The 23,778-nt window shown below is 63.6% G+C and carries 19 protein-coding genes; 17 read left to right on the forward strand and 2 right to left on the reverse strand.

Annotated features, from left to right (window positions below):
* Nucleotides 1–18 precede the first annotated feature (18 nt).
* On the reverse strand, nucleotides 19–564 hold the full coding sequence (locus tag NH8B_RS02295) for a cytochrome b (protein ID WP_008955606.1): 546 nt from the start codon (nucleotides 562–564) through the stop codon (nucleotides 19–21).
* On the reverse strand, nucleotides 551–1,018 hold the full coding sequence (locus NH8B_RS02300; protein ID WP_014085832.1) for a MarR family winged helix-turn-helix transcriptional regulator: 468 nt from the start codon (nucleotides 1,016–1,018) through the stop codon (nucleotides 551–553). Before NH8B_RS02300 ends, NH8B_RS02295 begins: the two co-directional genes overlap by 14 nt.
* Nucleotides 1,019–1,339: 321 nt before the next feature.
* On the opposite strand from NH8B_RS02300, the gene NH8B_RS02305 reads away from it, so the two are divergent.
* The 17 genes from NH8B_RS02305 (at nucleotide 1,340) to fliD (ending at nucleotide 23,774) form a co-directional block, all read left to right on the forward strand.
* A complete protein-coding gene (locus NH8B_RS02305; protein ID WP_014085833.1) occupies nucleotides 1,340–2,506 on the forward strand; it encodes a cell division protein ZipA C-terminal FtsZ-binding domain-containing protein in 1,167 nt (388 codons plus the stop codon).
* A gap of 62 nt (nucleotides 2,507–2,568) precedes the next feature.
* Nucleotides 2,569–5,004 carry an NAD-dependent DNA ligase LigA gene (gene ligA, locus NH8B_RS02310; RefSeq protein ID WP_014085834.1) on the forward strand — a complete coding sequence of 812 codons (2,436 nt, stop codon included), beginning with the start codon at nucleotides 2,569–2,571 and terminating at the stop codon, nucleotides 5,002–5,004.
* Between the two features lie 20 nt (nucleotides 5,005–5,024).
* Nucleotides 5,025–6,479 carry a tetratricopeptide repeat protein gene (locus tag NH8B_RS02315; protein WP_014085835.1) on the forward strand — a complete coding sequence of 485 codons (1,455 nt, stop codon included), beginning with the start codon at nucleotides 5,025–5,027 and terminating at the stop codon, nucleotides 6,477–6,479.
* A 32-nt stretch (nucleotides 6,480–6,511) separates the two neighbouring features.
* On the forward strand, nucleotides 6,512–7,384 hold the full coding sequence (gene galU, locus NH8B_RS02320; protein ID WP_014085836.1) for a UTP--glucose-1-phosphate uridylyltransferase GalU: 873 nt from the start codon (nucleotides 6,512–6,514) through the stop codon (nucleotides 7,382–7,384).
* Between the two features lie 66 nt (nucleotides 7,385–7,450).
* Nucleotides 7,451–7,993: a hypoxanthine-guanine phosphoribosyltransferase gene (locus NH8B_RS02325; RefSeq protein ID WP_008955600.1), complete on the forward strand. Its 543-nt coding sequence runs from the start codon at nucleotides 7,451–7,453 to the stop codon at nucleotides 7,991–7,993.
* Between the two features lie 116 nt (nucleotides 7,994–8,109).
* Complete coding sequence (locus NH8B_RS02330) at nucleotides 8,110–8,847, forward strand: S-methyl-5'-thioinosine phosphorylase (protein WP_014085837.1); 738 nt, start codon at nucleotides 8,110–8,112, stop codon at nucleotides 8,845–8,847.
* A 194-nt stretch (nucleotides 8,848–9,041) separates the two neighbouring features.
* Nucleotides 9,042–10,460 carry a class I adenylate-forming enzyme family protein gene (locus tag NH8B_RS02335; protein ID WP_014085838.1) on the forward strand — a complete coding sequence of 473 codons (1,419 nt, stop codon included), beginning with the start codon at nucleotides 9,042–9,044 and terminating at the stop codon, nucleotides 10,458–10,460.
* Nucleotides 10,457–11,836, forward strand: a complete 1,380-nt coding sequence (locus tag NH8B_RS02340; protein WP_014085839.1) for an aldehyde dehydrogenase family protein — start codon at nucleotides 10,457–10,459, stop codon at nucleotides 11,834–11,836. The genes NH8B_RS02335 and NH8B_RS02340 overlap by 4 nt, the downstream gene beginning before the upstream one ends.
* Before the next feature lie 83 nt (nucleotides 11,837–11,919).
* On the forward strand, nucleotides 11,920–13,032 hold the full coding sequence (locus NH8B_RS02345) for a radical SAM protein (RefSeq protein ID WP_014085840.1): 1,113 nt from the start codon (nucleotides 11,920–11,922) through the stop codon (nucleotides 13,030–13,032).
* Nucleotides 13,033–13,043: 11 nt separating this feature from the next.
* Nucleotides 13,044–13,532: an acyltransferase gene (locus NH8B_RS02350; protein ID WP_014085841.1), complete on the forward strand. Its 489-nt coding sequence runs from the start codon at nucleotides 13,044–13,046 to the stop codon at nucleotides 13,530–13,532.
* A gap of 20 nt (nucleotides 13,533–13,552) precedes the next feature.
* A complete protein-coding gene (locus NH8B_RS02355; protein WP_014085842.1) occupies nucleotides 13,553–13,783 on the forward strand; it encodes a hypothetical protein in 231 nt (76 codons plus the stop codon).
* Nucleotides 13,784–13,846: 63 nt separating this feature from the next.
* Entirely contained in the window at nucleotides 13,847–14,863 is a 1,017-nt protein-coding gene (locus NH8B_RS02360) for a methyltransferase domain-containing protein (RefSeq protein ID WP_014085843.1), read from the forward strand.
* On the forward strand, nucleotides 14,860–16,026 hold the full coding sequence (gene rffA / locus NH8B_RS02365; protein ID WP_014085844.1) for a dTDP-4-amino-4,6-dideoxygalactose transaminase: 1,167 nt from the start codon (nucleotides 14,860–14,862) through the stop codon (nucleotides 16,024–16,026). The genes NH8B_RS02360 and rffA overlap by 4 nt, the downstream gene beginning before the upstream one ends.
* Before the next feature lie 164 nt (nucleotides 16,027–16,190).
* On the forward strand, nucleotides 16,191–20,837 hold the full coding sequence (locus tag NH8B_RS02370) for a glycosyltransferase (protein ID WP_232503515.1): 4,647 nt from the start codon (nucleotides 16,191–16,193) through the stop codon (nucleotides 20,835–20,837).
* A 107-nt stretch (nucleotides 20,838–20,944) separates the two neighbouring features.
* Nucleotides 20,945–21,784, forward strand: coding sequence for a flagellin N-terminal helical domain-containing protein (locus NH8B_RS02375; protein ID WP_008955590.1), 840 nt, complete (start codon nucleotides 20,945–20,947; stop codon nucleotides 21,782–21,784).
* 82 nt (nucleotides 21,785–21,866) lie between these two features.
* On the forward strand, nucleotides 21,867–22,289 hold the full coding sequence (locus NH8B_RS02380; protein WP_014085846.1) for a flagellar protein FlaG: 423 nt from the start codon (nucleotides 21,867–21,869) through the stop codon (nucleotides 22,287–22,289).
* 102 nt (nucleotides 22,290–22,391) lie between these two features.
* Entirely contained in the window at nucleotides 22,392–23,774 is a 1,383-nt protein-coding gene (gene fliD, locus NH8B_RS02385) for a flagellar filament capping protein FliD (protein WP_014085847.1), read from the forward strand.
* Nucleotides 23,775–23,778: the final 4 nt, after the last annotated feature.

The raw sequence follows: 23,778 nt of genomic DNA on the forward strand, positions 1-23,778 counted from the left end.
GTAGCAAAGTTGTGAAGGTCAGGCGCGCGGCTGTTTCAGGCTCATGCGGAACAGCAGGCCGTCGCGGTCGATGAAATGGTGCTTGAACGCCACCAGCACGTGGCCGGCCACGGCCAGCGCCAGCGTCCAGTTGAGCAGTTCATGCACTTCCTTGAGCTGGTGGGCCAGGGTCTCGTTGGCCGCGATCAGGTCGGGCAGCGGGATCAGGCCAAGGTAGACCACCGGGATGCCGTAGGCCGAGCTCATCAACCAGCCGGTCAGCGGCACCGCCAGCATCAGCGCGTACAGCGCCAGATGCCCGCCCTTGGCGGCCAGTTGCGCCAGCGGCGACATCGTCCCGGGCAGCGCCGGTGCCGGCCACAGCAGTCGCCCTGCGAGGCGCAATGCCAGCAGCGCCAGCACGCTGATGCCCAGCCACTTGTGCCAGCCGATCAGCTTGAACTTGGTCGGCGACAGCGGCATGCCGGACAGGGTCAGGCCCAGGCCGAACCCCACCACGATCAGCAGCGCCACCAGCCAGTGCAGCAGGATGGACGGGGTGGCGTAACGTTCAGGTCGATTCATTTTCTTGTTTCTCCAAAGCCTGGTTGAGCACCGTCTTCAACCCCGCCAGCTGGTTCGACCAGAGCTCAAGCTGGTCGCGGCTGCACTGGCTGAAGGCCTGGTGCATGTAGTCGCAGTGTGCCGGAAACACCTGGCGGAACAATTCCTCCCCGGCAGCGGTCAGTGAGATGAACACGCTGCGGCGATCCTCGGGCCGCTCCTGGCGCGTCACCACGCCTTTTTCGGCGAGTCGGTCGATCACGCCGGTCAGGGTGCCCTTGGTGATCAGGGTTTTTTCCGAGAGCACCTTGCAGCTCATGCCCGGCGTGTTGCCGAGCGTGGCGATCACGTCGAACTGCGGCGGGGTCAGGCCGAGTTCGCGCACGTGACGTGCCGAGTACTGTTCGAACGCCTGGAAAGCGCGCACCAGCTCCCTGATGACGGGGAGAACGTCGGTCTTGTAAACGGTATCCACGGGCAGTCCTGTTTTGTTCGCATTAGTTTAGTTCTAACTAGTACCAAATGGCAAGCGCCACGCTTTTCCCGGTGCCAGCAGGCTGCTGGGACACGACGTTGGCGTGAATGGTTCGCCATGAACATGACAAATACGCGCCGCCAGAGACGAAAAGGGCCGGGGCGGATGACAAATCGCTATCGATTTGGCGGTTTTGCTATGGAAGGGACGAGGCGTGAAGTGGTAAGGTTCGGGTGAAACGATTGACAACGTGATAGCTGTGTCAAGCATCCCCTTCCGATATAATGCTTCGGGATTATTCGCCTTAACGCGGACGGGCTAATGAGCGAATTGCAGATAGGTTTACTGGCGTTGGGCGCGGCCGTGGTCGGCCTCGTCTACGGATTCAACGTGTTGCAGGAGTGGCGCTTTCGCAAGAAAACGCGCCAGGCCTTTGCGCGTCATCATGACGACGTGCTGTTGAACGTCCCCAAGAACAACGTGCGCGACGGCGTCAAGGCGACCCGGCTGGAGCCGGTGCTGGTCGACGCGGCCGGCGCCGACAACGAGCCGGAAGCACCGGGTTTCGAACCGGAACTGCCTCCGCTCGACCCCCACGACATCCCCGAACTGCCACGGCTGGACGACGATATCGACCTGGAAGAGGAGACCGATTTCGCCTTCGACTCGGCCGACCACCAGGCCCTGGTGGTGGCGATGCTCGACCCCTCGCTCGACTTCATCGCCGAAGTGGTGTTCCACCAGTCGCATGAACTGGCCGCGATGCCGCGCTTCAACGTCGCCAAGCGTGTGCAGATCATCGGTCGCACCGAAAAAGGCCTGTGGAAGCCGGCCGAGATTCTGCCCGGCACCCGTTACAAGCAACTCAATATCGGCCTGCAGCTGGTCGATCGCGGCGGCGCCGTGACCGAACAGGAGCTGGCGAGCTTCTGCCAGCAGGTGTCGCGTTTCGCCGACGAGCACAACGCCGCGGTCAGCTTCCCGCAGCGCCAGCAGAAACTGGTGGCGGCACGCGAACTGGACCGTTTCTGTTCCGAGGTCGACATGCTGATCGGCATCAACATCGTGCCGCGCCAGCCGATCGACGGCGCACGCCTGCGCAGCTTCAGCGAAGCCGGCGGACTGCAGCTGGAGCCGGACGGCGCATTCCACTACCTGGCCGATTCCGGCAACTCGCTCTACTCGCTGGCTGCCGCCGACCAGACGCCGTTCAGCTACCACAACCTGCTCGACCACTCCTTCGCCGCACTGACGCTGCTGTTCGACGTGCCGCGCGTGGCCGGGGGCGTCGAGGTGTTCGACCGCGCGCTGGAGTTCGCCCAGCAGCTGGCGCACGAGTTTGACGCGCAGCTGGTGGACGACAACCATCGCGTGCTGTCCGACGTTGGGCTGACCCGCATCCGCGACCAACTGCAGCATATCTACGGCAGCATGGACGATCGTGGCATCGCGCCGGGCAGCGTAGCTGCACTGCGCCTGTTTGCTTGAACCAGGATCTTCAGGAATTACCGGCCGGCTCTGATGCCGGCTTTTTTGCTATGGGTTTGACAATGTCGCAATCGAACGAGCGCGAACAGGCGGTGCAGCGCATCGCCGAACTGGTGCCGCTCTTGAACCGCTACAGCCGCGAATACTACGAACAGGATGCGCCGACGGTGCCGGACGTCGAGTACGACCGCCTGTACCGCGAACTGGAGGCGCTGGAGGCGGCTCATCCCGAGCTGCACCGCGCCGACTCGCCGACCCTGCGTGTCGGTGGCGCGCCGCTGGCCGAGTTTTCCAGCGTGACCCATGCCGTGCCGATGCTGTCGCTGAACAACGCCTTCTCCGACCCCGATGCCGCCGACTTCGAGCAGCGCCACGCCGAGCTGATCCAGTTCGACGAGCGCGTGCGCAAGGCGCTGGGGGGGGCGGAGGTCGAGTACGCGGTGCAGCCCAAGTTCGACGGGCTGGCGGTCAGCCTGCTCTACCGCGACGGCGTGCTGGTGCAGGGCGCCACCCGTGGCGATGGTTTCTCCGGCGAGAACGTCACCGAGAATCTGCGCACCGTGCGTGCCATCCCGCTGCGTCTGGCCATCGAACACCCGCCGGCGCTGCTGGAAGTGCGCGGCGAGGTGCTGATGCTCAAGCGTGATTTCGAGCAGCTCAACGCCGAGCAGGCCGCGCGCGGCGACAAGACCTTCGCCAACCCGCGCAACGCCGCCGCTGGCAGCCTGCGCCAGCTCGATTCGCGCATCACCGCGCGGCGTCGGCTGTCGTTCTTCGCCTACGCCATCGCCCAGGTCGAGGGCGCCGACTGGCCGACCTCGCACCAGGCCGAACTTGACTGGCTGCACCGGCTCGGCATCCCGCTGGTGCCGGCCGAACTGCGCCCGGTGGTGCGTGGCGTGGCAGGGCTGGCCGCCTACTACGAGGCCATCCTGCGCCAGCGTGCCAGCCTGCCGTACGACATCGACGGCGTGGTGTACAAGGTCAACGACCGTGCCCAGCAGGAGGCGCTCGGCTTCGTCTCGCGCGCGCCGCGCTGGGCCATCGCCCACAAGTTTCCCGCCGAAGAGGCGCTGACCCTGGTCGAGGCGATCGAGGAGCAGGTCGGCCGCACCGGCGCTATCACGCCGGTGGCGCGTCTCAAGCCCGTCTTCGTCGGCGGCGTCACCGTCACCAACGCCACGCTGCACAACGAGGACGAGGTGCGGCGCAAGGACGTGCGCGTCGGCGATACCGTGATCGTGCGCCGAGCCGGCGACGTCATCCCCGAGGTGGTGGCCGTGGTGCTGGAGCGCCGGCCGATGCGTCCGGTGGCCGGCGGCGACCTGTTCAACAGCGGCGACGAGCCGCAATATCCGGCCTACCGTCTGCCGACCACCTGCCCCGTATGCGGCAGCCACGTGGTGCGCGAGGAGGGCGAGGCGATTGCGCGCTGCTCCGGTGGCCTGATCTGCCGCGCCCAGCGCAGCCAGGCGATCCAGCATTTCGCCGGGCGCCGCATGATGGACATCGACGGCCTGGGCGAGCGCTACATCGACAACCTGGTCGAGTTCGGCTATGTCGACAGCGTGGCCGATCTCTACACCCTTCAGCTTGCCGATCTCTTGGAAATGAAGCGTCGCGCCGACGAGCGCGACGGGGTGGTGCCGGAAACGGTGCAGAAGGGCCAGATCGCCACCAAGTGGGCGGAGAACCTGCTTGCCGCCATCGCCGGCAGCCGCCGTCCGACGCTGGCGCGGCTGCTGTTCGCGCTCGGCATCCGCCACGTCGGCGAATCCACCGCCAAGACCTTGGCCGACTGGCTGGGGCGTCTCGAGCTCATCCGCCGCGCCCCGGCACCGCTCTTGGCCGCACTGCCCGACATCGGCGGCGTGGTGGCCGAGGCCATCGCCGACTTCTTCGCCGAGGACAACAACGAGACGGTGCTCGAGGCCCTGCTGCGCCATGTCGAACCTGGCGACGAGCACGCGCCGTCGCCCAAGTTGGCCGAACGACTGCAGCCGGCGGCGTTGCTGGCGCGGCTCGGCATCCCGCGCCTGACCGAACTGCGCAGCCAGCAGCTGGCCGGCCAGATCGCCGGCCTTGCCGCCCTGGCGGCCAGCGAGCGGCGCGAGCTGATGCAGCTCGATCTGCCAGCCGACGTCTTCAACGCCCTGGCAGATTGGCTCGACGAGCCGGGCCGGCGTGCCGAGCTGAGCCAACTCGCCTCGCTGGTGGACGCTATCCTGGCCGACCTGCCCACGCAGCCGTCTTCGGCCAACCTGTTGCTGGAGGGCAAGACCCTGGTGCTGACCGGCACGCTGCCCACGCTGTCGCGCGACCAGGCCAAGGAGCTGATCGAGGCAGCCGGCGGCAAGGTGGCCGGCAGCGTGTCGAAGAAAACCCACTACGTGGTGGCCGGCGAGGCGGCGGGCAGCAAGCTCGCCAAGGCCGAGGAGCTCGGCGTGCCGGTGCTCAACGAGGCCGGCCTGCTAGCGCTGCTGGACCAGGCGGAGTGAGTCCGAAAACGGAGAACATCATGGCGAAGACGGTGGCGGAAGCGTTCGAGAGGGGGAACCGGCAGGCGGCGGCGGGGCAGTTCGAGGAGGCCATTGCCGCCTTCGACCGCTGTCTTGCTCTCGATGCCGATGACTGGCAGGCGCTGGCCAACCGCGGCAACGCCAGGGTGAAGCTCAAGCGCTATCACCTGGCGCTGGACGATTACCTGCGTGCCGCCGCGCTCAACCCGGCCTCGGGCAGCGTCAAATGTAATCTGGCGGTGCTGCTCAAGGAGCTGGGCGAACTGACGTTGGCCGAAAGCCTGCTGCGCGAGCTGCTGGCGGCACAGCCCGATCATGTCGATGCCTGGAGCAACCTCGGCGTGGTGCTGCAGTATGCCCTGCGTTATGACGAATCAGCCGCCTGCCAGCGACGGGCGATCGAGCTGGGCGGGCCATCGCCTGGCCGCTACAACAACCTGGCCAACGCTCTCAGCTGTGCCCTGCGACTGGACGAAGCGGAGGCAGCCTACCGTGCCGGGCTGGAATTGGCGCCGGACGACGCCGACTTGCGTTTCAACCTGTCGATCGCCCTGCTGTTGCAGGGACGCTACCTCGACGCCTGGCCCTTGTACGAGGCGCGCTGGTCGTCGGTATTGGTGCCGCGCTACCGCGAACAGCGCTGGCGAGGCGAGACGCTGGGCGGACGGACGCTGCTGCTATGGGCCGAGCAAGGACTCGGCGACACCCTGCAGATGGCGCGCTTTCTGCCCGTGCTGCGTCAGCAGCAACCCGACGCTCGCCTGGTGCTGGCGGTTCCGCGCACTTTCTTGCGGCTGTTCGGGCAATTCGACCGGGTCGAGCTGATCGACCTCGACGCGGCCGCCCCCCCGCACGATGTGCAGATCCCGCTCATGTCGCTGCCGTGCGTGCTGGGCGTCGAGCTGGAGACGCTGCCCACGGCGACTTATCTGCAGGCGCTGCCGGCCCGGCAGACGCGTATTCCCGTTGCCGAGCCAGGGCGCCTGCGCGTAGGCGTGGTATGGGAAACCGGCAGCTGGGGCGTCGGCATCGCCGACCACGGCCGGCAGAACAAATCGGTGCCGCTCGAACAGTTCTCCCGTCTGTTCGATATGCCGGGTGTCGATTTCATCTCGCTGCAGCTGGGCGATCTTCCCGCAGAGGTGGAGGGGCGGGTGCGGGCTCTGCCCATCACCGACTTTGCCGATACCGCCGAGGCTATCGACCAGCTCGACCTGGTTCTCAGCGTCGACACCTCGGTGGTGCACCTGGCCGGCGCCATGGGAAAGCCGGTGTGGGTGCTGATGCGGGCCGAAAGTGCGCCCTTCTTCATGGCCGGTGGCGAATCCAGCCCCTGGTATCCCTCCATGCGCATCCTGCGCCAGCGCCATCCCGGCGATTGGAGTGAGGTCATTGCGCGTGCAGGTCAAGAATTGGCCGTGCTCGGCTCGGCAAAGCACGCCGCCACGGGGTAAAATCCCCCCGATTCCATCAGAGAGCAGTAGAGATGAAGAAAATTACCAAAGCCGTGTTCCCGGTCGCCGGTATGGGCACCCGCTTCCTGCCCGCGACCAAGGCGAGCCCCAAGGAAATGCTGCCGGTGGTCGACAAGCCGCTGATCCAGTACGCGGTCGAGGAGGCCATCGCTGCCGGCATCACCGAGCTGATTTTCATCACCGGGCGTAACAAGCGCTCCATCGAAGACCACTTCGACAAGGCCTACGAGCTCGAAACCGAGCTGGAGTACAAGAACAAGCAGAAGCTGCTGGATCTGGTGCAGGGCATCCTGCCGCCGTCGGTCACCTGCATCTACATCCGTCAGACCGAGGCGCTCGGCCTCGGCCACGCCGTGCTGTGCGCCCGGCCGGTGGTTGGCGACGAGCCGTTCGCGGTGATCCTCGCCGACGACCTTATCGATGGCGAGCCCGGTGCCATGGCGCAGATGGTCGCGACCTTCGATGAGCAGCAGTGCTCGGTGCTGGGGGTGGAAACGGTCGCGCCGGAAGAAACCGGCTCCTATGGCATCGTCGAAGTGCAGTGCGATGCCACTGGCCTGCAACGCATCAGCAGCATCGTCGAGAAGCCGCACCCGGACGTGGCGCCGTCCAACCTCGCCGTAGTGGGACGCTACATCCTGACCCCGCGCATCTTCGACAAACTGGCCAAGACCCAGGCCGGTGCCGGCGGCGAAATCCAACTCACCGATGGTATCGCCGAACTGCTCAAGGACGAAACCGTGCTGGCGCTGCCGTTCAACGGCGTACGCTACGACTGCGGCTCCAAGCTGGGTTACCTCAAGGCCACCATCAACTACGGTCTGAAACACCACGAGGTCGGCCGTGAATTCGCGGACTATCTCGCTACCTTCAACGCGCGCTGAGCGCTCCGCCCGACGGAATCAGCGCAGCCCCCGTTCGGGGGCTTCTTCTTTTGAATGGAGACAACCATGCCCAACGTCGCCGAAGCCCGTGGCATCCTGAACAGCTCGGACATCCTGTTTACCGCCGAAGAGGTCGATGCCGCCGTCGATCGCATGGCGCTCGACATCACCGCCAAACTGGGCGACAGCTACCCGCTCATCCTCTCCGTGATGGGCGGCGCCGTGGTGTTCACCGGGCAGTTGCTGCCGCGCCTGATCTTCCCGCTCGACTTCGACTACGTGCACGTCTCGCGCTACGGCGACAAGACCCAGGGCGGCGAACTGGTGTGGCGTCAGGCGCCGAAGGAAGACGTGCGCGACCGCGTGGTACTGGTGCTCGACGACATCCTCGATGAAGGCCAGACCATGGCGGCGATCCGCGACAAGGTGATGGAGATGGGCGCGAAGAGCTTCTACAGTGCGGTATTCGCCAACAAATTGATCAGCAAGGAAAAGCCGATCGCAGCCGATTTCGTCGGCCTCGACGTGCCGGACCGCTACGTGTTCGGCTACGGCATGGACGTGCGCGGCATCTGGCGCAACCTGCCGGCCATCCACGCGCTGAAATAAGCAAGCTGTAAGCCCCGGCGCATTTTCCCCGCCGTCATTATTAAGCCATAATGGCGGCACAATAAGCCTTGCGTGGCCGGCCCTCGCCAGCCACGCTCTTGCCAAGGGGAACCGCCATGCTAGCCATCATCGGCGGCAGCGGGCTTGCCACGCTGCCCATTCTCGAAATCACCCATCGCCAAGTGGTGCGCACACCCTTTGGCGACCCCTCTTGCGCACTCACCTTCGGCCGCATCGGACAGGAAAACGTCGTCTTCCTGGCGCGCCACGGTTTTGGCCACTCCATCGCTCCCCACGAGATCAATTCCCGTGCCAATATCTGGGCCCTGCACAACCAGGGCGTCAGGGGCATCGTCTCGATCGGTTCGGTGGGCGGCATCGCCGTCAACCTGGAAACCGGCATGCTGGTGGTGCCGGACGACATCATCGATTACACCTGGGGACGCAAGCACACCTTCTTCGAAGGGCCGGACAAGCCGGTGGTGCACGTCGATTTCACCCGTCCCTACTGCCCTCATTTGCGCGCCCGCCTGCTGGCCGCGGCCCAGAGTGCAGGGGTGCCGATCATGGACGGTGGCGTCTACGCCGTCGCCCAGGGCCCCCGTCTGGAGTCGCCGGCCGAGATCCGCCGCCTTGAGCGCGACGGCGCCACCATGGTCGGCATGACCGGTATGCCGGAGGCGGCACTGGCCAAGGAAATGGGCATTCCCTACGCCCATGTGTGCATGGTGGTCAACAAGGCGGCCGGGCTCCAGCCAGGTGCCGATGAGATCGTGTTCGATCCTGGCGTGCTGCAGCAGTGCAAGAGCCGCATAGACGTTCTGTTGGAAACGCTGCTGGGGTGCGCCGGCTAGCCGGCGCGAGTACAGGGTGTGGCTAGCACCCCCGCTCAAGGGAGTGCGGCGCACGAGCATGATCGGGAGGTCGGCGGCAGAGGGCGGCGATAGCCGTGGATGCCCGCCATCCCTGATGTGCCATCGCCCGGAGAGGTGCTGACACGGTGGCGTGCAGGCTCCCGCCATCCCTGGCTCATCATGGAGAAAAGACTATGCCTTCGACACGGTATGAATTTTTTGCAAATCTTTTCCTGCATGGCGAGGATTCACCGTTCCTGTTGCTCGATGGCGATAAGACCATCCATTACAGCGAGTTTTTCGAGCGGGCCGTCCGCCTGCTGAACCATCTGGTCCGGCAAGGCGCGCGCCATGGCGACCGGGTCATCATCGGGCTGGACAATCGCCCCGAATATCTCGAGCTGATCCTGGCCCTCGCCTTGGGCGGGATGACGGCCTGCCCGGTCGATCCGGCGGTGAGCGTGGCCCAGTTGGACAAGGCCAAGCGCGTCGCCAATGCCACCATGGCGATCACCTCGTACGACCAGCTCGCCTATGCGCTCGACACCTCCATTCCCGACTGCGTTCACCAAGGCGGGATGTCCGATCCGTTCCTGGTGGTCTTTTCCTCCGGCACGACCGGGGCGCCGAAAGGCATCGTGCAGTCGCTGGAGAATTTCTTCGCCGCCGCCAAGGCGTTTGCCGGCGCGCTCGGCCTGCAGCCCGGACAGGTGACCCTGCACAATTGGCCGATGTTCTATAACGCGGGCTTGTTCAACCTGTTTGCTTGCCCCTTGCTCTCAGGCGGTGTCATTGCGGTGGGGAAACGCTTCGCGGCCAAAAACCTGGGCGATTTCTGGGCCGACCTGGCACGATTCCGGCCGGATTCTCTCTACCTGTCGCCGACCATGGCGGCCACGCTCGCCAAGACGTACCGGTTTTTCTCGGCGGATCTCGAGCCCCTCCAGCGCGCGCGCATCATTTCCACCAGCTCGATCCTGTATCCGGCCATCAAGGAAGAATTCCTGCGCGTGCTGGGCGCGCCGCTGCTGCCTTGCTTCGGCATTACCGAATTGGGCGGGTCGTTCACCATCGGCGACGCCGATAGTGGCCCGTTCTCGGTCGGGAAGGTCATGGCGGACGTGGGCGTGCAGATCGACGATCAGGCCGATGGCGAGTTGCTGGTGCAATCGCCCTATATGGCCCTGGGCTACCTCGCGGGAGGCGGTGGCATCGACTATTTCGACCGCCGGCAACCGTTCCGGACGGGCGACCTGGGCCATGTCAGTGATGGCGAACTTTATATTTCCGGCCGCAAGAAGGACTCCATCAAGAAGGGGGGCGAGATGATCAATCTCGCCGAGGTCGAGGACATGGTTCACGCCACCCAGCTGTGCGAAGAGTGCTATGCGGTCGGCAAGCCCGACCTGTTCTGGGGTGAAACCTACGACGTGTTCTTCGTGCCACCGGCCGGAGGCAATGCGCAGACGATCAAGGACGAGCTGAGCCGCCTGTTCAATGCCTCGTTGCCGCAGTCGCAACGGCCGGACCAGATTCATGCCGTGAGCGAGGTGCCGCGCACCTCGTCGGGCAAGCCGATCAAGCGGCTCATCAGCTACGAGGCCGCCCAGTGAGCGTATTGCTGACCACCCATGACCCCCGTGCCGGGCTACCGGCGGTATCGTATCCCTGCGCTACGCCGGAACAGGTCGCCCAGATTTGCCGGCGGGCGCGTGATGCCTTTTTTAATCAATGGCGGGCCGTGCCGTCGACGGAGCGTGCGACGGCGCTGCTCAGCGTGGCGGCACTGCTGCGGGACCGGCTTGAGGAGTTTGCTGCCGCTGAAGCGCGCGACACCGGCAAGCCCCTGGATGTGGCGCGTGGCGAGGTGGCCGGTGCGGCGGGCCTGTGGGAGTACGCGGCGGCGCTGGCCCGGACCGAACACAGCGAGTGCTTGAGCACGGCCACGACCCAAGGGCTGGCCCTGACCCTGCGCGAGCCGATGGGCGTGGTGGGGCTGATCGTGCCGTGGAATTACCCGCTGATCACGGCTGCGGAGCGTATGCCCTTCGCCTTGGCGGCCGGCTGCTGCGTGGTGCTCAAGCCGAGCGAACTGGCGGTCGGCAGCCTGGCGTTGCTGGTCGAGGCGATGGCGAACAACCTCTTGTTCCCGCCTGGGGTGGTGCAGGTGCTGTTCGGCCTGGGCGATGCTGTCGGCCGGGCGCTGGTGGCCAATCCGGACGTCGACATGATCGCCTTCGTGGGCTCCACGGCGACGGGACGGGCCATCGAATCGGCCGCTACGGCCACCGGCAAGCGGGTGTCGGCCGAACTGGGTGGCAACAACCACGTGCTGATCTACCCCGACGCAGACCTGCCTCGGGCGGCGCGGGCGGTCGTGGCCGGCGGTTTTCGCAACGGCGGACAGGCCTGCATCGCCGGCACGCACGTGCTGGTGGACCCCAGTGTCGCGGACGAGTGGGCGGTGCACCTGGAACAGGCGCTGCGCGAGCGTTTCCCCGTAGGAGAGGCGGGGACGGCCGCGTCGATCCAGCCCATGATTTCCGCCGCGCACAAGCAGCGCCTGCTGGACTTGATCGAACAGGCGCGGCCGGCCGGCTTCGTGCCCTTGCCGGGGTCGCTGCTGGACGGACAGGGCAACTTCCTGGGGCCGGTGGTGCTGGACCGGGTACCCTTGCACTCTCCGCTGCGGCAGCAGGAAATTTTTGGACCGGTCGTCACCGTGACGCGCGTCGAAGCCGATAAATTTCCGGCGATTCTGGCCGATAACCAGTATGGCTTGGCGGTGTATGTGTGGACGGCCGCCACGTCGGCCGCCCTTGCCGCCATCAGGCAGGTTCGGATCGGCCGTATCTGGGTCAACGCGGACCCCGAGTTTTGGCTGCCGGAGCTGCCGGTAGGCGGTTTTGCCGCCTCGGGCGTTGGGCGGGAAGGCGGGGCCAAGGCGCTGGACACGTATTCCCTGCCCAAGTCGGTCCTCATTTTTTGATTGAACGGCCTCGGTCGTGAGCAATTCCACCTGTCGGGCCGGTCTCGCCACGACAGTGCGGGCAAACACTTAGGAGTGTGCATATGGGCCAGATTTCCCGCCCGCTTTCTCTGGTTGAAAAACTGAAGCAGGAGTCCGTGCAGGATTTCATCAACCGGTTTCTCTGGAACAAGAGCAACAACGCTCCTTTCGTGGTTGAACTGGATCCGACGACCGCCTGTAACCTGGCGTGCCATGACTGCATCAGCGCCAACCTGCTCAACCAGGGGGGGATAGACAACGAGCGTCTGCTGCGCCTGGCCGAAGAGTTTGCGGAGAGCGGGGTGCGTGCTGTAGTGCTGATCGGCGGCGGCGAGCCGATGGCGCACCCCAAGTTCGGGGCGCTGGTTAGCTCGTTGTACCAGTCCGGGGTCAAGGTCGGGGTCACTACCAACGGCACGCTGATGCATCGCTACATGGACGAGTGCATCACCATGACCAGCTGGCTGCGGGTGTCGGTAGACGCAGGCAGTGAAGAAGTGTTCGCCGACTTCCGCCCGCACGCCAGTGGCAAGTCTCAGTTCAACCTGGTGATCGACAATATGAAGCGGATGGCCGAACGCAAGACCGGTCTCTTGGGCTATTCCTTCCTGCTGCTGTCGAAGTTCAACAGCGACGGCAGCCTGCTGCGCAGCAACGCCGTGGATATCGAAAAAGCCGCCCGCCTGGCCAAGGACATCGGCTGCGACTATTTCGAGGTGAAGCCGGCCTTCGACATGATGCACTTCCTGCAGCAGCAGGACCTGTCGGTGGTCGAGATGGTCAACCGCAACCTGAAGGCCATTCACGAGCTGGCCGACGACAACTTCAAGATCATCGCGCCGTTCACCCTGGAAGAGGCGCTGAAAGGCGTTGGCACCCAGATCAAGCCCTACAACCGCTGCCTGACCGCCGAACTGCGCACGGTGATCACGCCGAGCGGCGCCTACGTGTGCCCGTACCACCGCGGCAACCTCAACATGCGCATCGGCGACGTCGCCAAGACCTCGCTGGAGGAGCTGTGGAAGGGCGATCGCCGGGCTCAGGTGATGACCCGAGTCGATCCGGCCAAGCACTGTACCTTCCACTGCATCCGTCACGAGTCCAACCTGCTGCTGGAGCGCATGGCGGCGGGCGAGGTGGTCGACACCGTACCGGACTTCGACCTGTTCATCTGACCGGGAGCTCCATGGAACCGTTGAGCCGCGAAGAAGTGCTGGCGCTGGGCTTCAGCCACGTTGGTGAAGGGGTGCGTGTTTCGCGCCGCGCCACGTTTTACGATATCTCCGGCGTGATCGGGGATGGCGCGCGTATCGACGATTTCGCCATCCTGACGGGCCATATCGAAATCGGCCGGCAGGTGCACGTATCACCGTTCTGCTTTCTGGGCGGCACCGGCGGGACGATACGGCTGGGGGACGGGGTGGGCTTCTCCACCCATGTCAGTGTCTTTACCAAGAGCGACGACTATCAGCAGAGGACGGACGGCCCGCGCGACAAGGTTTGCGGCGACGTCGTAATCGGCGATTTCACGATCTTCGGTGCGCAGTGCGTGATCCTGCCGGGGAGCGTGGTCGGCAAGCACTGCTCGGTCGGCATCGGCTGCGTGGTGCACGATACGCTGCCTGATGGCGGCCGCTACGTCAGCATGGGTATCAAATCTGTGCGCCTGCCATGAGGGCGCTTTGTCGAGGGAATATGGAAACCATCAAAGCCTGGATTCTCGATTACCTGCAGTCCGAAGGCGTCGGCGATATCGAAGCCGACAAGCCCCTGTTCGAACAGATCGACTCGTTCAGCGTGGTCGGCTTTCTGCTGGCGTGCGACGAGCGCTTCAGCAGCTTTGCCTCCTTGCCGGTGGAGTCGCTCGGCACGCTGACCGTCGAGGAAATCGCCCGCCGGATCGAGGCGCAACAAGCTCCGGTGTGAGCCTGGAGTGGGGGATATCGCTCCGCATGAGAGGCGAGCCCCTTTCGAATGAGGCATGGTTTGATGCTGGATAAAAATACCTTCGACGCGGCATTGCGGCCTGGCGTGCGTGCCTCCCTCGCCGGCGCGAACCAGGCGCTGCGACGGGCCGAGGCTGAAACTTTCGGCCGCCTGCTCGATGAGCGGGGTGACTTTCTCCCCGGCGCCAGTTTCCGGCGTGATTGCCCGCAGTGCGGCACAGCGCACGAGCGGGCAGCTGTGCTGCTGCGAGCTCACGGCATGCAACTGGTGCGCTGCCCCGAATGCCGGCTGGTGTACAGCCGGGAGGTCATCGATCGCGACTTCGAACGGCAGCGCTATCAGGACAGTTCGGCGAGCCAGGCCAATCTCGAGCTCAAACACGACCCGTTCTATGCCGCGCTCGAGCGCGACAAGGCGGCCTACGTGGCCGGCCGGCTGAGTGAGCTGGCGGGACCTGGTCGTCTGCTGGATATCGGCTCCTCGTCAGGCGCCTTGCTGCGCGCGGCGGAAGAGGCGGGGTGGCAGTCCTTCGGCATGGAGATCAATCCAGCCGCTGTGCAAGCCTGCCGGTCGGCCGGGCTCTCCGCCGTCTGCGGCGAATACCCGTGCGCCCTGCCTGAAGAGTGGGGGCCGTTCGATGCAATCGCGCTGCTGGACGTGCTGGAGCATGTCGCCGATCCGCTGGCCTTCCTCGATCGCGTCAGCCAGGATCTCAAGCCGGGGGGCTGGCTGGTGGTGCAGGTGCCCAATTTCAGCAGCTTCCTGCTGACCATCGAGGGCGTGCATAACAACAATATCTGCCACGGTCACTGGAGCTATTTCGAGCCGGCGACCTTGCCGGCCCTGCTGGTGCGCGCCGGCTTCGAAATGCGCTGGTTCGAAACCTACATCAGCGAGCTCGACCGGGTGCTGGCATACCCGGACGAGCAGGTCGCGGCGGCCTGGGAGCAACTGACGGGACAGACCTTGGCCGAACCCCGAGACCTTCAAGTCGAGCAATTGCACACCCGGATGCTGGGCTACAAACTGTTCGGCCTGTTCCAGAAAGTCGCGACGTGAATCTTTCCCGCATCCCCTTCGGCAAACCGTTCATCGTCGGCAAGGAGTTGTTCTACATCGCCCAGGCGGTGATGAGCAGTTCGATCGCCGGCGACGGCGCCTATACCCGCAAGTGCCAGCAATGGCTGGAAGAGCACCTCAAGGCACGCAAGGTCCTGCTGACCCACTCGTGCACAGGCGCCCTGGAGATGGCGGCGATCCTGGCCGGTATCGGCCCCGGTGACGAGGTGATCATGCCCTCGTTCACCTTCGTGTCGACGGCCAACGCCTTCGTTCTGCGCGGTGGCGTTCCGGTGTTCGTCGACATCCGCCCCGACACGCTCAACCTCGACGAGAGGCTGGTCGAGTCCGCCATCACAGAGAAGACCAAGGCGATCGTGGCGGTGCACTACGCCGGCCAGCCCTGCGCCATGGAGGCGCTCAAGGCGCTGTGCCGCAAGCACGGTTTGCGGCTGATCGAGGATGCGGCGCAAGCCATCCTGGCCCAATCCGACGGCCAGGCGCTGGGGACGATCGGCGACCTGGGGTGCCTGAGTTTTCACGAAACCAAGAACATCATCAGCGGCGAGGGCGGGGCCCTGCTGATCAATGATCCCGAGTTGATCGACCGCGCCGAGGTCATCTGGCAGAAAGGCACCAACCGCAAGGCCTTCTTCCGTGGCGAGGTCGACAAATACACCTGGGTCGACATCGGCTCCTCCTTCCTGCCCAGCGAACTGACGGCTGCCTTCCTCTACGCTCAGCTGGAGCAGGCCAGGCGCATCAACGCGCATCGGCGCTCGCTGTATGACCGGTACATGGACCTGCTGACGCCGCTGGTGCGGAAAGAGCATTTCGCGCTGCCGATCAATCCGGGGGAGCATCCCGAGAACGGCCATATCTTCTACCTGGTCTGCCGGAGCGAAGAGAAGCGCGACGGCCTGATTGATCATCTGCGCAGCCAGGGCATTTCGGCGGTATTCCACTACGTGCCGCTGCATGATTCGCCTGCGGGCATGCGCTTCGGGCGGACGGCGGGCGGCCTGCCGGTGACCGAGCGCGTGTCCCGCTGCCTGGTGCGCTTGCCCCTGTACTCCGAAATGACCGTGGAACAAGCACGCCGCGTGTGCCAGGAAATCGGCGCCTTCTTCACCGCCGATGCGGCATCGCCATCCCCTTACTGAACTTACCTGACCGGGCCATCATGTCTCAAGCCAGCGCTTCCTCTCCGAGCCAATCCGCTCCCTACTACGTTTATGCCCCGCCATATCGCGAGACTTCCGGGGGGGTGAGGGCGCTCCACTACTTGTGCCATGAGCTGAACCTGCGCGGACAGGAAGCCTACGTCATGCAAGGCGATACCTCGGCGACGCTACTCACCCCCGAGCTGACGCCCGAGATTTATCAGGCCCATCTCGGTGCTGGCCGCGAACCCATCGTGATCTACCCCGAAATCATTCAAGGCAACCCTATGCGGGCCAGGCATGTGGTGCGCTACCTGCTAAACGTGCCCGGCGCGCTTACCAATACCTCGCTGGGCGACCTGGGCTGGTCTGCCGACGATCTGCTCTATGTGCACGGCTACGACGTCCTGCCGGAGGGTTGGCAGGCTGGCTTGCTGCAAGTGCCGCTGGTCGACACGCGCGTCTACCATGCCGACGGAGTCGATGATGGGGAGCGGCATGGCCATCTGGTCTGGCTGAACCGCTATCTGAACAAGGGGGGCGAACCGTGGCCGTTGACGGCGGAGGCCACCGAGATTTCGTTCCGTGTTCCCAACCGTTCGCCGGCGGAGCTGGCCGCGCTCTATCGCGGCGCCGAATTGCTGTTCACCTACGAGCACTCCACCGCCTGCTTCGAAGCCTTGCTATGTGGCTGCCCGGTCGTCTATCTGCCCAACCCGATCATGCTGGAAAAACCCATGCACAATTACCTGGGCTCTGACGGCGTGGCATGGGGCGCAGGAGAGGAAGAGATCGCCCGAGCCAAGGCGACCGTTCATCGCGTGCAGGAACAATACAAGGCGACGCAGGCCCAGTTCGGCGAGGAACTGGTGGCGTTTATCGAGACCACGCAGGGGCACGTGCGGGAGGCGGGGAACACGCCTAGCCAGAGCATGGCGTCCGCCACCCAGGTGGAGAAGCGCAAGCCGCGCATCGGCGTGCTGAGCCAGGACCCTCCCGACAGCGCGTGCTTCCGACTGCGTCTGGGCGATCCGCTGGCCGTGCTGGCCGATGCGATCGAGGTCCACTACTGGCGGTACACGGCCAGCGTCATGGTGGATGGGCAATTCCCGTTCGCCAGCGACCAGGACTTCATCGACGCCATGGACATGTTCATCGTGCAGCGCTCGGCGCTGCATCCGTCCACCGACGAACTGGTGCAACGGCTGCTGCAATCCGGCAAGCCTCTGGTGTACGAACTGGACGATTGGCTGCCGTCGCTGCCTATGAGCCACCCGCAATACGCCGAGTTCAAGCCCAGCTTCTCGCGTATCAAGAACATGCTGCCGCGCTTCCATCTGGTGACTGCGAGTACGCCGGTACTGGCCGAGATCGTCAGGGCCTACAATCCGAACGTCGCGGTCTTGCCCAATTACCTGAGCGCAGCGCGCCTGGTAGAGCCGCAGCTGGACGAGCAGGCCGTGACGGTGACCATCGGCTTTGCCGGCACCGCCACCCATCGTCAAGATTTGGCCCGCATCGGCAGCGCCCTGGCTCGACTGGCGCGCGATTACGACGGCAAGGTGTCCTTCGTGTTCTGGGGCAGCATCCCGCCGCAGATGGAAGGCGTGCCCGACGTCCGTTTCGTGAACGGGGGGGTGGAGTACCAGGGCTATCTGCCGAAACTGGGCAGCCTGAAGATCGACATCGGTATTGCCGCGTTGGAAGAGTCCGAGTTCAACGCAGGCAAGTCCGACATCAAGTGGCTGGAATACTCCTCTGTGGGGGCGGTGTCCGTCCTGAGCGATGTGCCGGCCTACCGCCACATCAAGGAGCTCGATCTGGGCGTGGTGCTGCCGCCGGATGACGAGGATGCCTGGTACGAGGCCCTGGCGGACTTGGTGGAAAATGCCGCCAAGCGGCGTGCGCTGGCAACCCGCGCACGCGACTACCTGCTGCGCGGGCGCCTGCTGGAAGGGCAGATCGACCGTTTCGTCCAGGCCTGGAACCTGGTGCTGCCGGAGGCGTTGCGCATCGTGCTGCCGCCGTCGTTGGCGACGCCGCCGCTGGACAGCGTCGGCGGCGGCGATCTGACGGTATTGCGCCAGTACCGCACATGGCTGCAAAACCACCATTTCCGCGAGGTGCACGCCGAACAGTTGGCCGAACGCATGGTCCTGGCTTGGTCGTCGCGGCCGGTGTTCAATCTGGTCACGGTCGTGAGCAGGCAGGAGCAGAACCGCCTGGCCGACACGGTTGACGCCTTGCAGCAGCAGCTCTACCCCCACTGGCGACTGATCGTGCTCGCGGACTGGGAGGCGCCGGATCCGGCCTTCCAGGAGCACGAACAACTGGGCTGGCTGCAGCTCGATACGCTGGACGATCCGGATCTGTTGGCACGGGCCGTGAACAGCGTGGCGGCGGAAGTGCCCGCCGATTGGCTGATGTGGTTGCCAGTGGGCTTCCGCCTGGTCCCGCAGGCCCTGGTGCGTTTCGGCGAGGCCATCCACATGCATCCGGAATGGTCGGCCTTGTACTGCGACAGCGATATCGTTTCCCCTATGGGCGAGCGTTTCAAACCCCGCTTCCGTCCCGACTTTGCGCCGGAATATCTGCGCTCGATGGATTACATCGGCGACGCCGTGGCGGTGGCGACATCGGCATTGCTGGAGCGCGGCGGGTTTGAAGCCTACCCGGGGGCCTACTGGTTCGACCTGTTGCTGTGGCTGTTCGAGCAGCATGGACCACAGTCCATCGGCCATGTCGACGACATGCTGCTGTCGTTGCCTCCGGTCAAGCCGCATCCCCTGACTCTGCCGGCGCAACGCGTCGCGCTGGAGAACCATGCCCGGCGCCTGGGACTGGATGTGGAATTGGGCGACGGCTATCTGGAGGGAACGTTCCACTTCAACCTGCGTGTGCAGGGCGAACCGCTGGTGTCCGTGATCGTGCCCAACCGCGACAAGCTCGAGGTGCTGGAACCGTGCGTCGAAAGCCTGTTCGAGGGGAGCCGCTACCAGAATTTCGAGCTGATCATCGTCGACAACCGTTCGGAAGAGCCGGAAACCCGGGAGTACTATCGGGACATTTGCTCACGTTGGCCGGATCGGGTGCGCATCGTGGCCTACGACGCGCCGTTCAACTTCTCCGCCCAGTGCAACCTTGGCGTGGCGGAAGCCCGCGGCAGCTATGTGCTGCTGCTCAACAACGACACCGAAGTGGTGTTGGACACCTGGCTGGAGCGCTTGCTGGCCTGGGCGCAGCAACCGGGCGTGGGGGCGGTCGGCGCCCGCCTGACCTATCCGGAGGTCGGCCTGATCCAGCATGCCGGCATCGTGCTCGGCCTGCCCGGCGGTCTGCGTTCGGTCGCCGATCACGTGTTCGAGGGCGAAGACATCTTCTCCCCGGGCTACATGAACCGGCTGCTCACCGGCCAGAACTACTCGGCGGTGACGGCAGCCTGCCTGATGGTGGCCAAGGAACACTACCTGGCGGTGGGCGGCATGGACGATACCGCACTCACCGTGCTGTTCAATGATGTCGACCTCTGTCTCAAGCTCCAGGCCGCTGGCCTGCGCAATGTCTACAACCCCTTTGCCGTGATGGTGCACCATCACGCCCGCAGCATCGGGCGCCGCACGTCCGACCCTCGCGTGGCGCTGGAAGCGGCGGTACGCGAGTACGACGAACTGAACACCATGATGGCGCGCTGGCTGCCGCAACTGGCGCGCGATCCTGCCTACAACCGCCACTTGGCCCTGAACAGCCGCAAGATGATGCTGGAAACCAGCCGTGCCGCATCCTGGGACCCCGCCATCCCCGGCCGCCGGCGAGTGCTCGGTCTGCCCGTCAGCGGCGGCAGCGGCGAATACCGTGTCTGCATGCCGCTCAACGCGTTGCAGGCGGCGGGCCGTCTGGATGGCGACATCCTGCAGCCGAGCGGCAGCAGCGGCCTGCATGTGCTGTCAGTGGTGGAAATGGCCCGCCAGGCCCCCGATACCCTGCTGCTCCATACCGCCATCGGCGACGGCCTGGTCGAGGCGATGAAGAACTATCGCCAGTTCCTGCCCGAGATGCGCATTGTCTTCGGCATGGACGACCTGGTCGGTGCCATTCCTGAGAAAAGCTCGTTTTCGCGCCATTGGAAGAAGGTATTTCCGGATGCCCGCTCTCGGTTGCGCAAGGCCCTGGCCTTGAGTGACACCCTGATTGTGTCGACTGACCCGCTGGCGGAACACTGCCGTGGCATGATCGACGATATCGTCGTTATCCCCAATCGCTTGCAGAAGAGCCGTTGGGACGGATTGTCGTCTCTCCGTGGCACGGGCAAGAAGCCCCGCGTCGGCTGGGTGGGGGCAGCCCAGCATCGTGGTGATCTCGAGCTGATCGTCGAGGTAGTCAAGCAGACTGCCGATGAAGTGGACTGGGTGTTCATGGGCATGTGCCTGGCGGAACTGCGTCCGTACGTGGCAGAGGTACATCCCTTTGTCACTTTCGACCTGTATCCAGAAAAGATGGCCAGCCTGAACCTGGACCTGGCCATCGCTCCGCTGGAAGTGAGCCCGTTCAACGAGGCCAAGAGTAACCTCCGCTTGCTAGAGTATGGGGTGCTGGGCTGGCCGGTGGTGTGCACCGATATCTACCCCTATCAGACTGGCGGGGCCCCGGTATGCCGGGTCGCCAATGAGGTTTCCGGATGGGTCGAGGCGATCCGTCAGCGGGTGCACGATTTGCCGGCTGCCTACCGCGCAGGGGACCAGTTGCGCGACTGGGTGCGACAGCATTATATGCTGGAAGAGCATCTGCACGATTGGCAACGGGCCTTGTGCTAGTCATATGCAGGAAAAATGCAAAAAGACGCTAAAGTTTATGAGAGGCGGGTCGATAACTTGAACAAGCCGGATGCACTGCCGAGCCAACCGACCCAAGGAGAATTGTCATGGCCCTGACCGTAAATACCAACATCGCCTCGTTGAACGCCCAACGCAACCTGAACAACTCGACCAGCTCGCTGAACCAGTCGCTGCAACGCCTGTCTTCCGGCCTGCGCGTGAACAGCGCCAAGGACGATGCTGCCGGTCTGGCGATCTCCCAGACCCTGACCTCGGCGATTCGTGGTAACAACCAGGCCATCCGTAACGCCAACGACGGCGTGTCGGTGGGGCAGACGGCGGAAGGTGCACTCGGTCAGATCACCAACAACCTGCAGCGTATCCGTGAAATCGCCGTGCAGGCCTCCAACGGTTCGGTCAGTGACACCAACCGTTCGCAGCTGCAGAAGGAAGTGGACCAGCTGACCCAGGAAATTTCCCGTATCACCCAGACCACCCAGTTCAATGGTACTTCCCTGCTGTCGGGCGGTAGCGCATTGACCTTCCAGGTCGGCTCCTCGGGCTCGGCTGACAACCAGCTGACGATCAGCGCTTCCGACCTGACGTCGTTGCACAGCTATAATACGGCGCTGAGTGCTACGGTTACGATCGACGTGACCACCCAGGGTGCGGCTTCCGCCGCCCTCTCCGGCCTGGATGCCGACCTTTCTTCCGTGTCGTCCAGCCGTTCGGACTTCGGTGCCGTACAGAACCGTTTCGATGCAGTGGTCGCCAACCTGTCCAACTACGTTGAGAACTTGTCCAGTGCCAACAGCCGTATCGTCGACGTCGACTTTGCCGCGGAAACGGCCAACTTGACCAAGAACCAGATTCTGCAGCAGGCCGGTACCTCCATCCTGAAGACGGCCAACTCGACGACGCAGTCCGCTCTGTCGCTGCTCCAGTAAGGCAACTCGCCGCAGATGAGTTAAGAGATGGCCTCGGTTCCACCACCAGGCCATTTCTTGTTCCTTGAAAGGAGGTGAAGAGATGCAAATTTCCACACCATTGGTAAGTCCTCTTTCTCGCTCCGATGGGAGTTCGGCGCGGGCGGTTGCGCCACCTCCCCAGGCCTCTTCAGGCGAGACGGCTGGGGTGGCGGTTTCGCCTGTTTCGAGCCAGGCGGTCAGTGCCGTAGACAAAGAAAAGGAAACGTCGAATAGCCGTGACGCTACCAAGAAGCCGGTATCCCTCTCCGACTTGCAGCCGGCACTACGCAAGCTGAATGAAGCTGTCCAGCATTACGATAGCGAACTGGAGTTTTCCATCGACAAAGATACCGATATTTCAGTGGTCAAGGTGGTGGACAAGGAAACCCAGAAAGTCATTCGCCAGATTCCTTCCGAAGAGGCCATCAGTATTTCAAAGGCTATTGAAGACTTCAAAGGCTTGCTGATCAAGGATAAGGCATAGGGCTGGATATAATGCCTGGTACTTGTCCTGCTCGATTGCGATGACAATGAAGGCGGCGCGGCGGTGCGTTACCGTTCTTAACGGCTTTGAAAGGTAAGAATCATGGCTTCCATTACGACGTCGGTTGGTGCTCTCGATGTCCAGAGCATCGTCAGCCAGCTCATGACGATCGAGCAGCAGCCGATGACGGCGAGCCAGAGCCGTGTCTCAAAGTTCAATACGCAGCTCAGTGCTGTGGGTAAGATCAGTTCCGGCTTGTCCAGTTTACAGACAGCTATTCGCTCTTTGGCTTCGGGCTCGTTTTTGCAGTCTTACAAGGCCAGTTCAAGTGACTCGACAATCGCCAGCGTTGCGACCTCTGCTGCCACTGTAGCGGGCAGTTATGCCCTGAATATCACGAGCTTGGCGCAGCCTCGGCAGTTGGTGTTCGATAAGTATGCCGATGGTACTGCCATCACCGACCCCACTGCGGCTATTGCTTCCGCTCCGGACAGCCTGACCTTTACCGTTGGGGGAAAAGCTACCACCCCAATCAGTCTGAGGGACAATCCCGGAGATACCGTCACGTTGAACAGCATGCGGGACCGGATCAACCAGGCCGGCGTCGGCGTGACGGCCAATATCGTCAATAACAACGGCAACTACAAGTTGGTTATTACGTCGACCAACAGTGGGAGCGATAATGCCTTTTTGATTTCGGCCGGAGGGGTCGAGCCAGCTGATGCCAGTTCGCCGGCGTCATTGGGTGGCTTGACCCAGAGCACGGGTACCGCTAGTGCGATCAGCGAGTCCCACGCAGCTCAGAATGCAGCGTTGACTATCAATGGTGTCAGCGTGTCTGCAGCCAGCAATCACTTGACCGATGCGATTGCTGGGCTGACTCTCGATCTGAGCAAGACTGGAGAGGCCAGTATCAACGTGGTGCAAGATTCAGATGGCATCACTACGGCCTTGCAAGCGTTTGTCGATGCCTACAATCAGGTACATTCAGCCGCAGAGTCGGCGCGGACCGATAGCATGAAGGGAAACGCTTCGGTTCTGGCGATCGAGTCGCAGATGACCTCCATACTTGCTACGCCTGTGTCTGGGGCGAACCCCTATAATTCTTATGCCTATCTGGCTCAGGCAGGAATCTCGATCCAGAAGGACGGCACGCTGAAACTGGACAAGACAGCGTTCAATACGGCCCTGTCGGCGGATCCGGCTGCTGTCAAAAATCTGTTCGGCAATAGCAATAATGACGGTTTTGCCGATCGCTTCAATACGGTGATCAATCAATTGCTGGGGCCCGATGGCATCATTGAGTCCAGCAAGAGTTCGATCAACAGTCGCATAGATTACGAGACGAATTACCAGACAGGTCTCCAATCGAAGCTTGATCGGTTGAAAGCGCAGTATACCCAGCAATATACAAATCTGAATGCGATTTTGGCCAAGATGCAGTCTGCGACCAGCAGCCTGGCAAACCTGCTTTCGTCATCATAGTCAT

The sequence above is a fragment of the Pseudogulbenkiania sp. NH8B genome (assembly GCF_000283535.1).
GTDB classification, from domain to species: domain Bacteria; phylum Pseudomonadota; class Gammaproteobacteria; order Burkholderiales; family Chromobacteriaceae; genus Pseudogulbenkiania; species Pseudogulbenkiania ferrooxidans.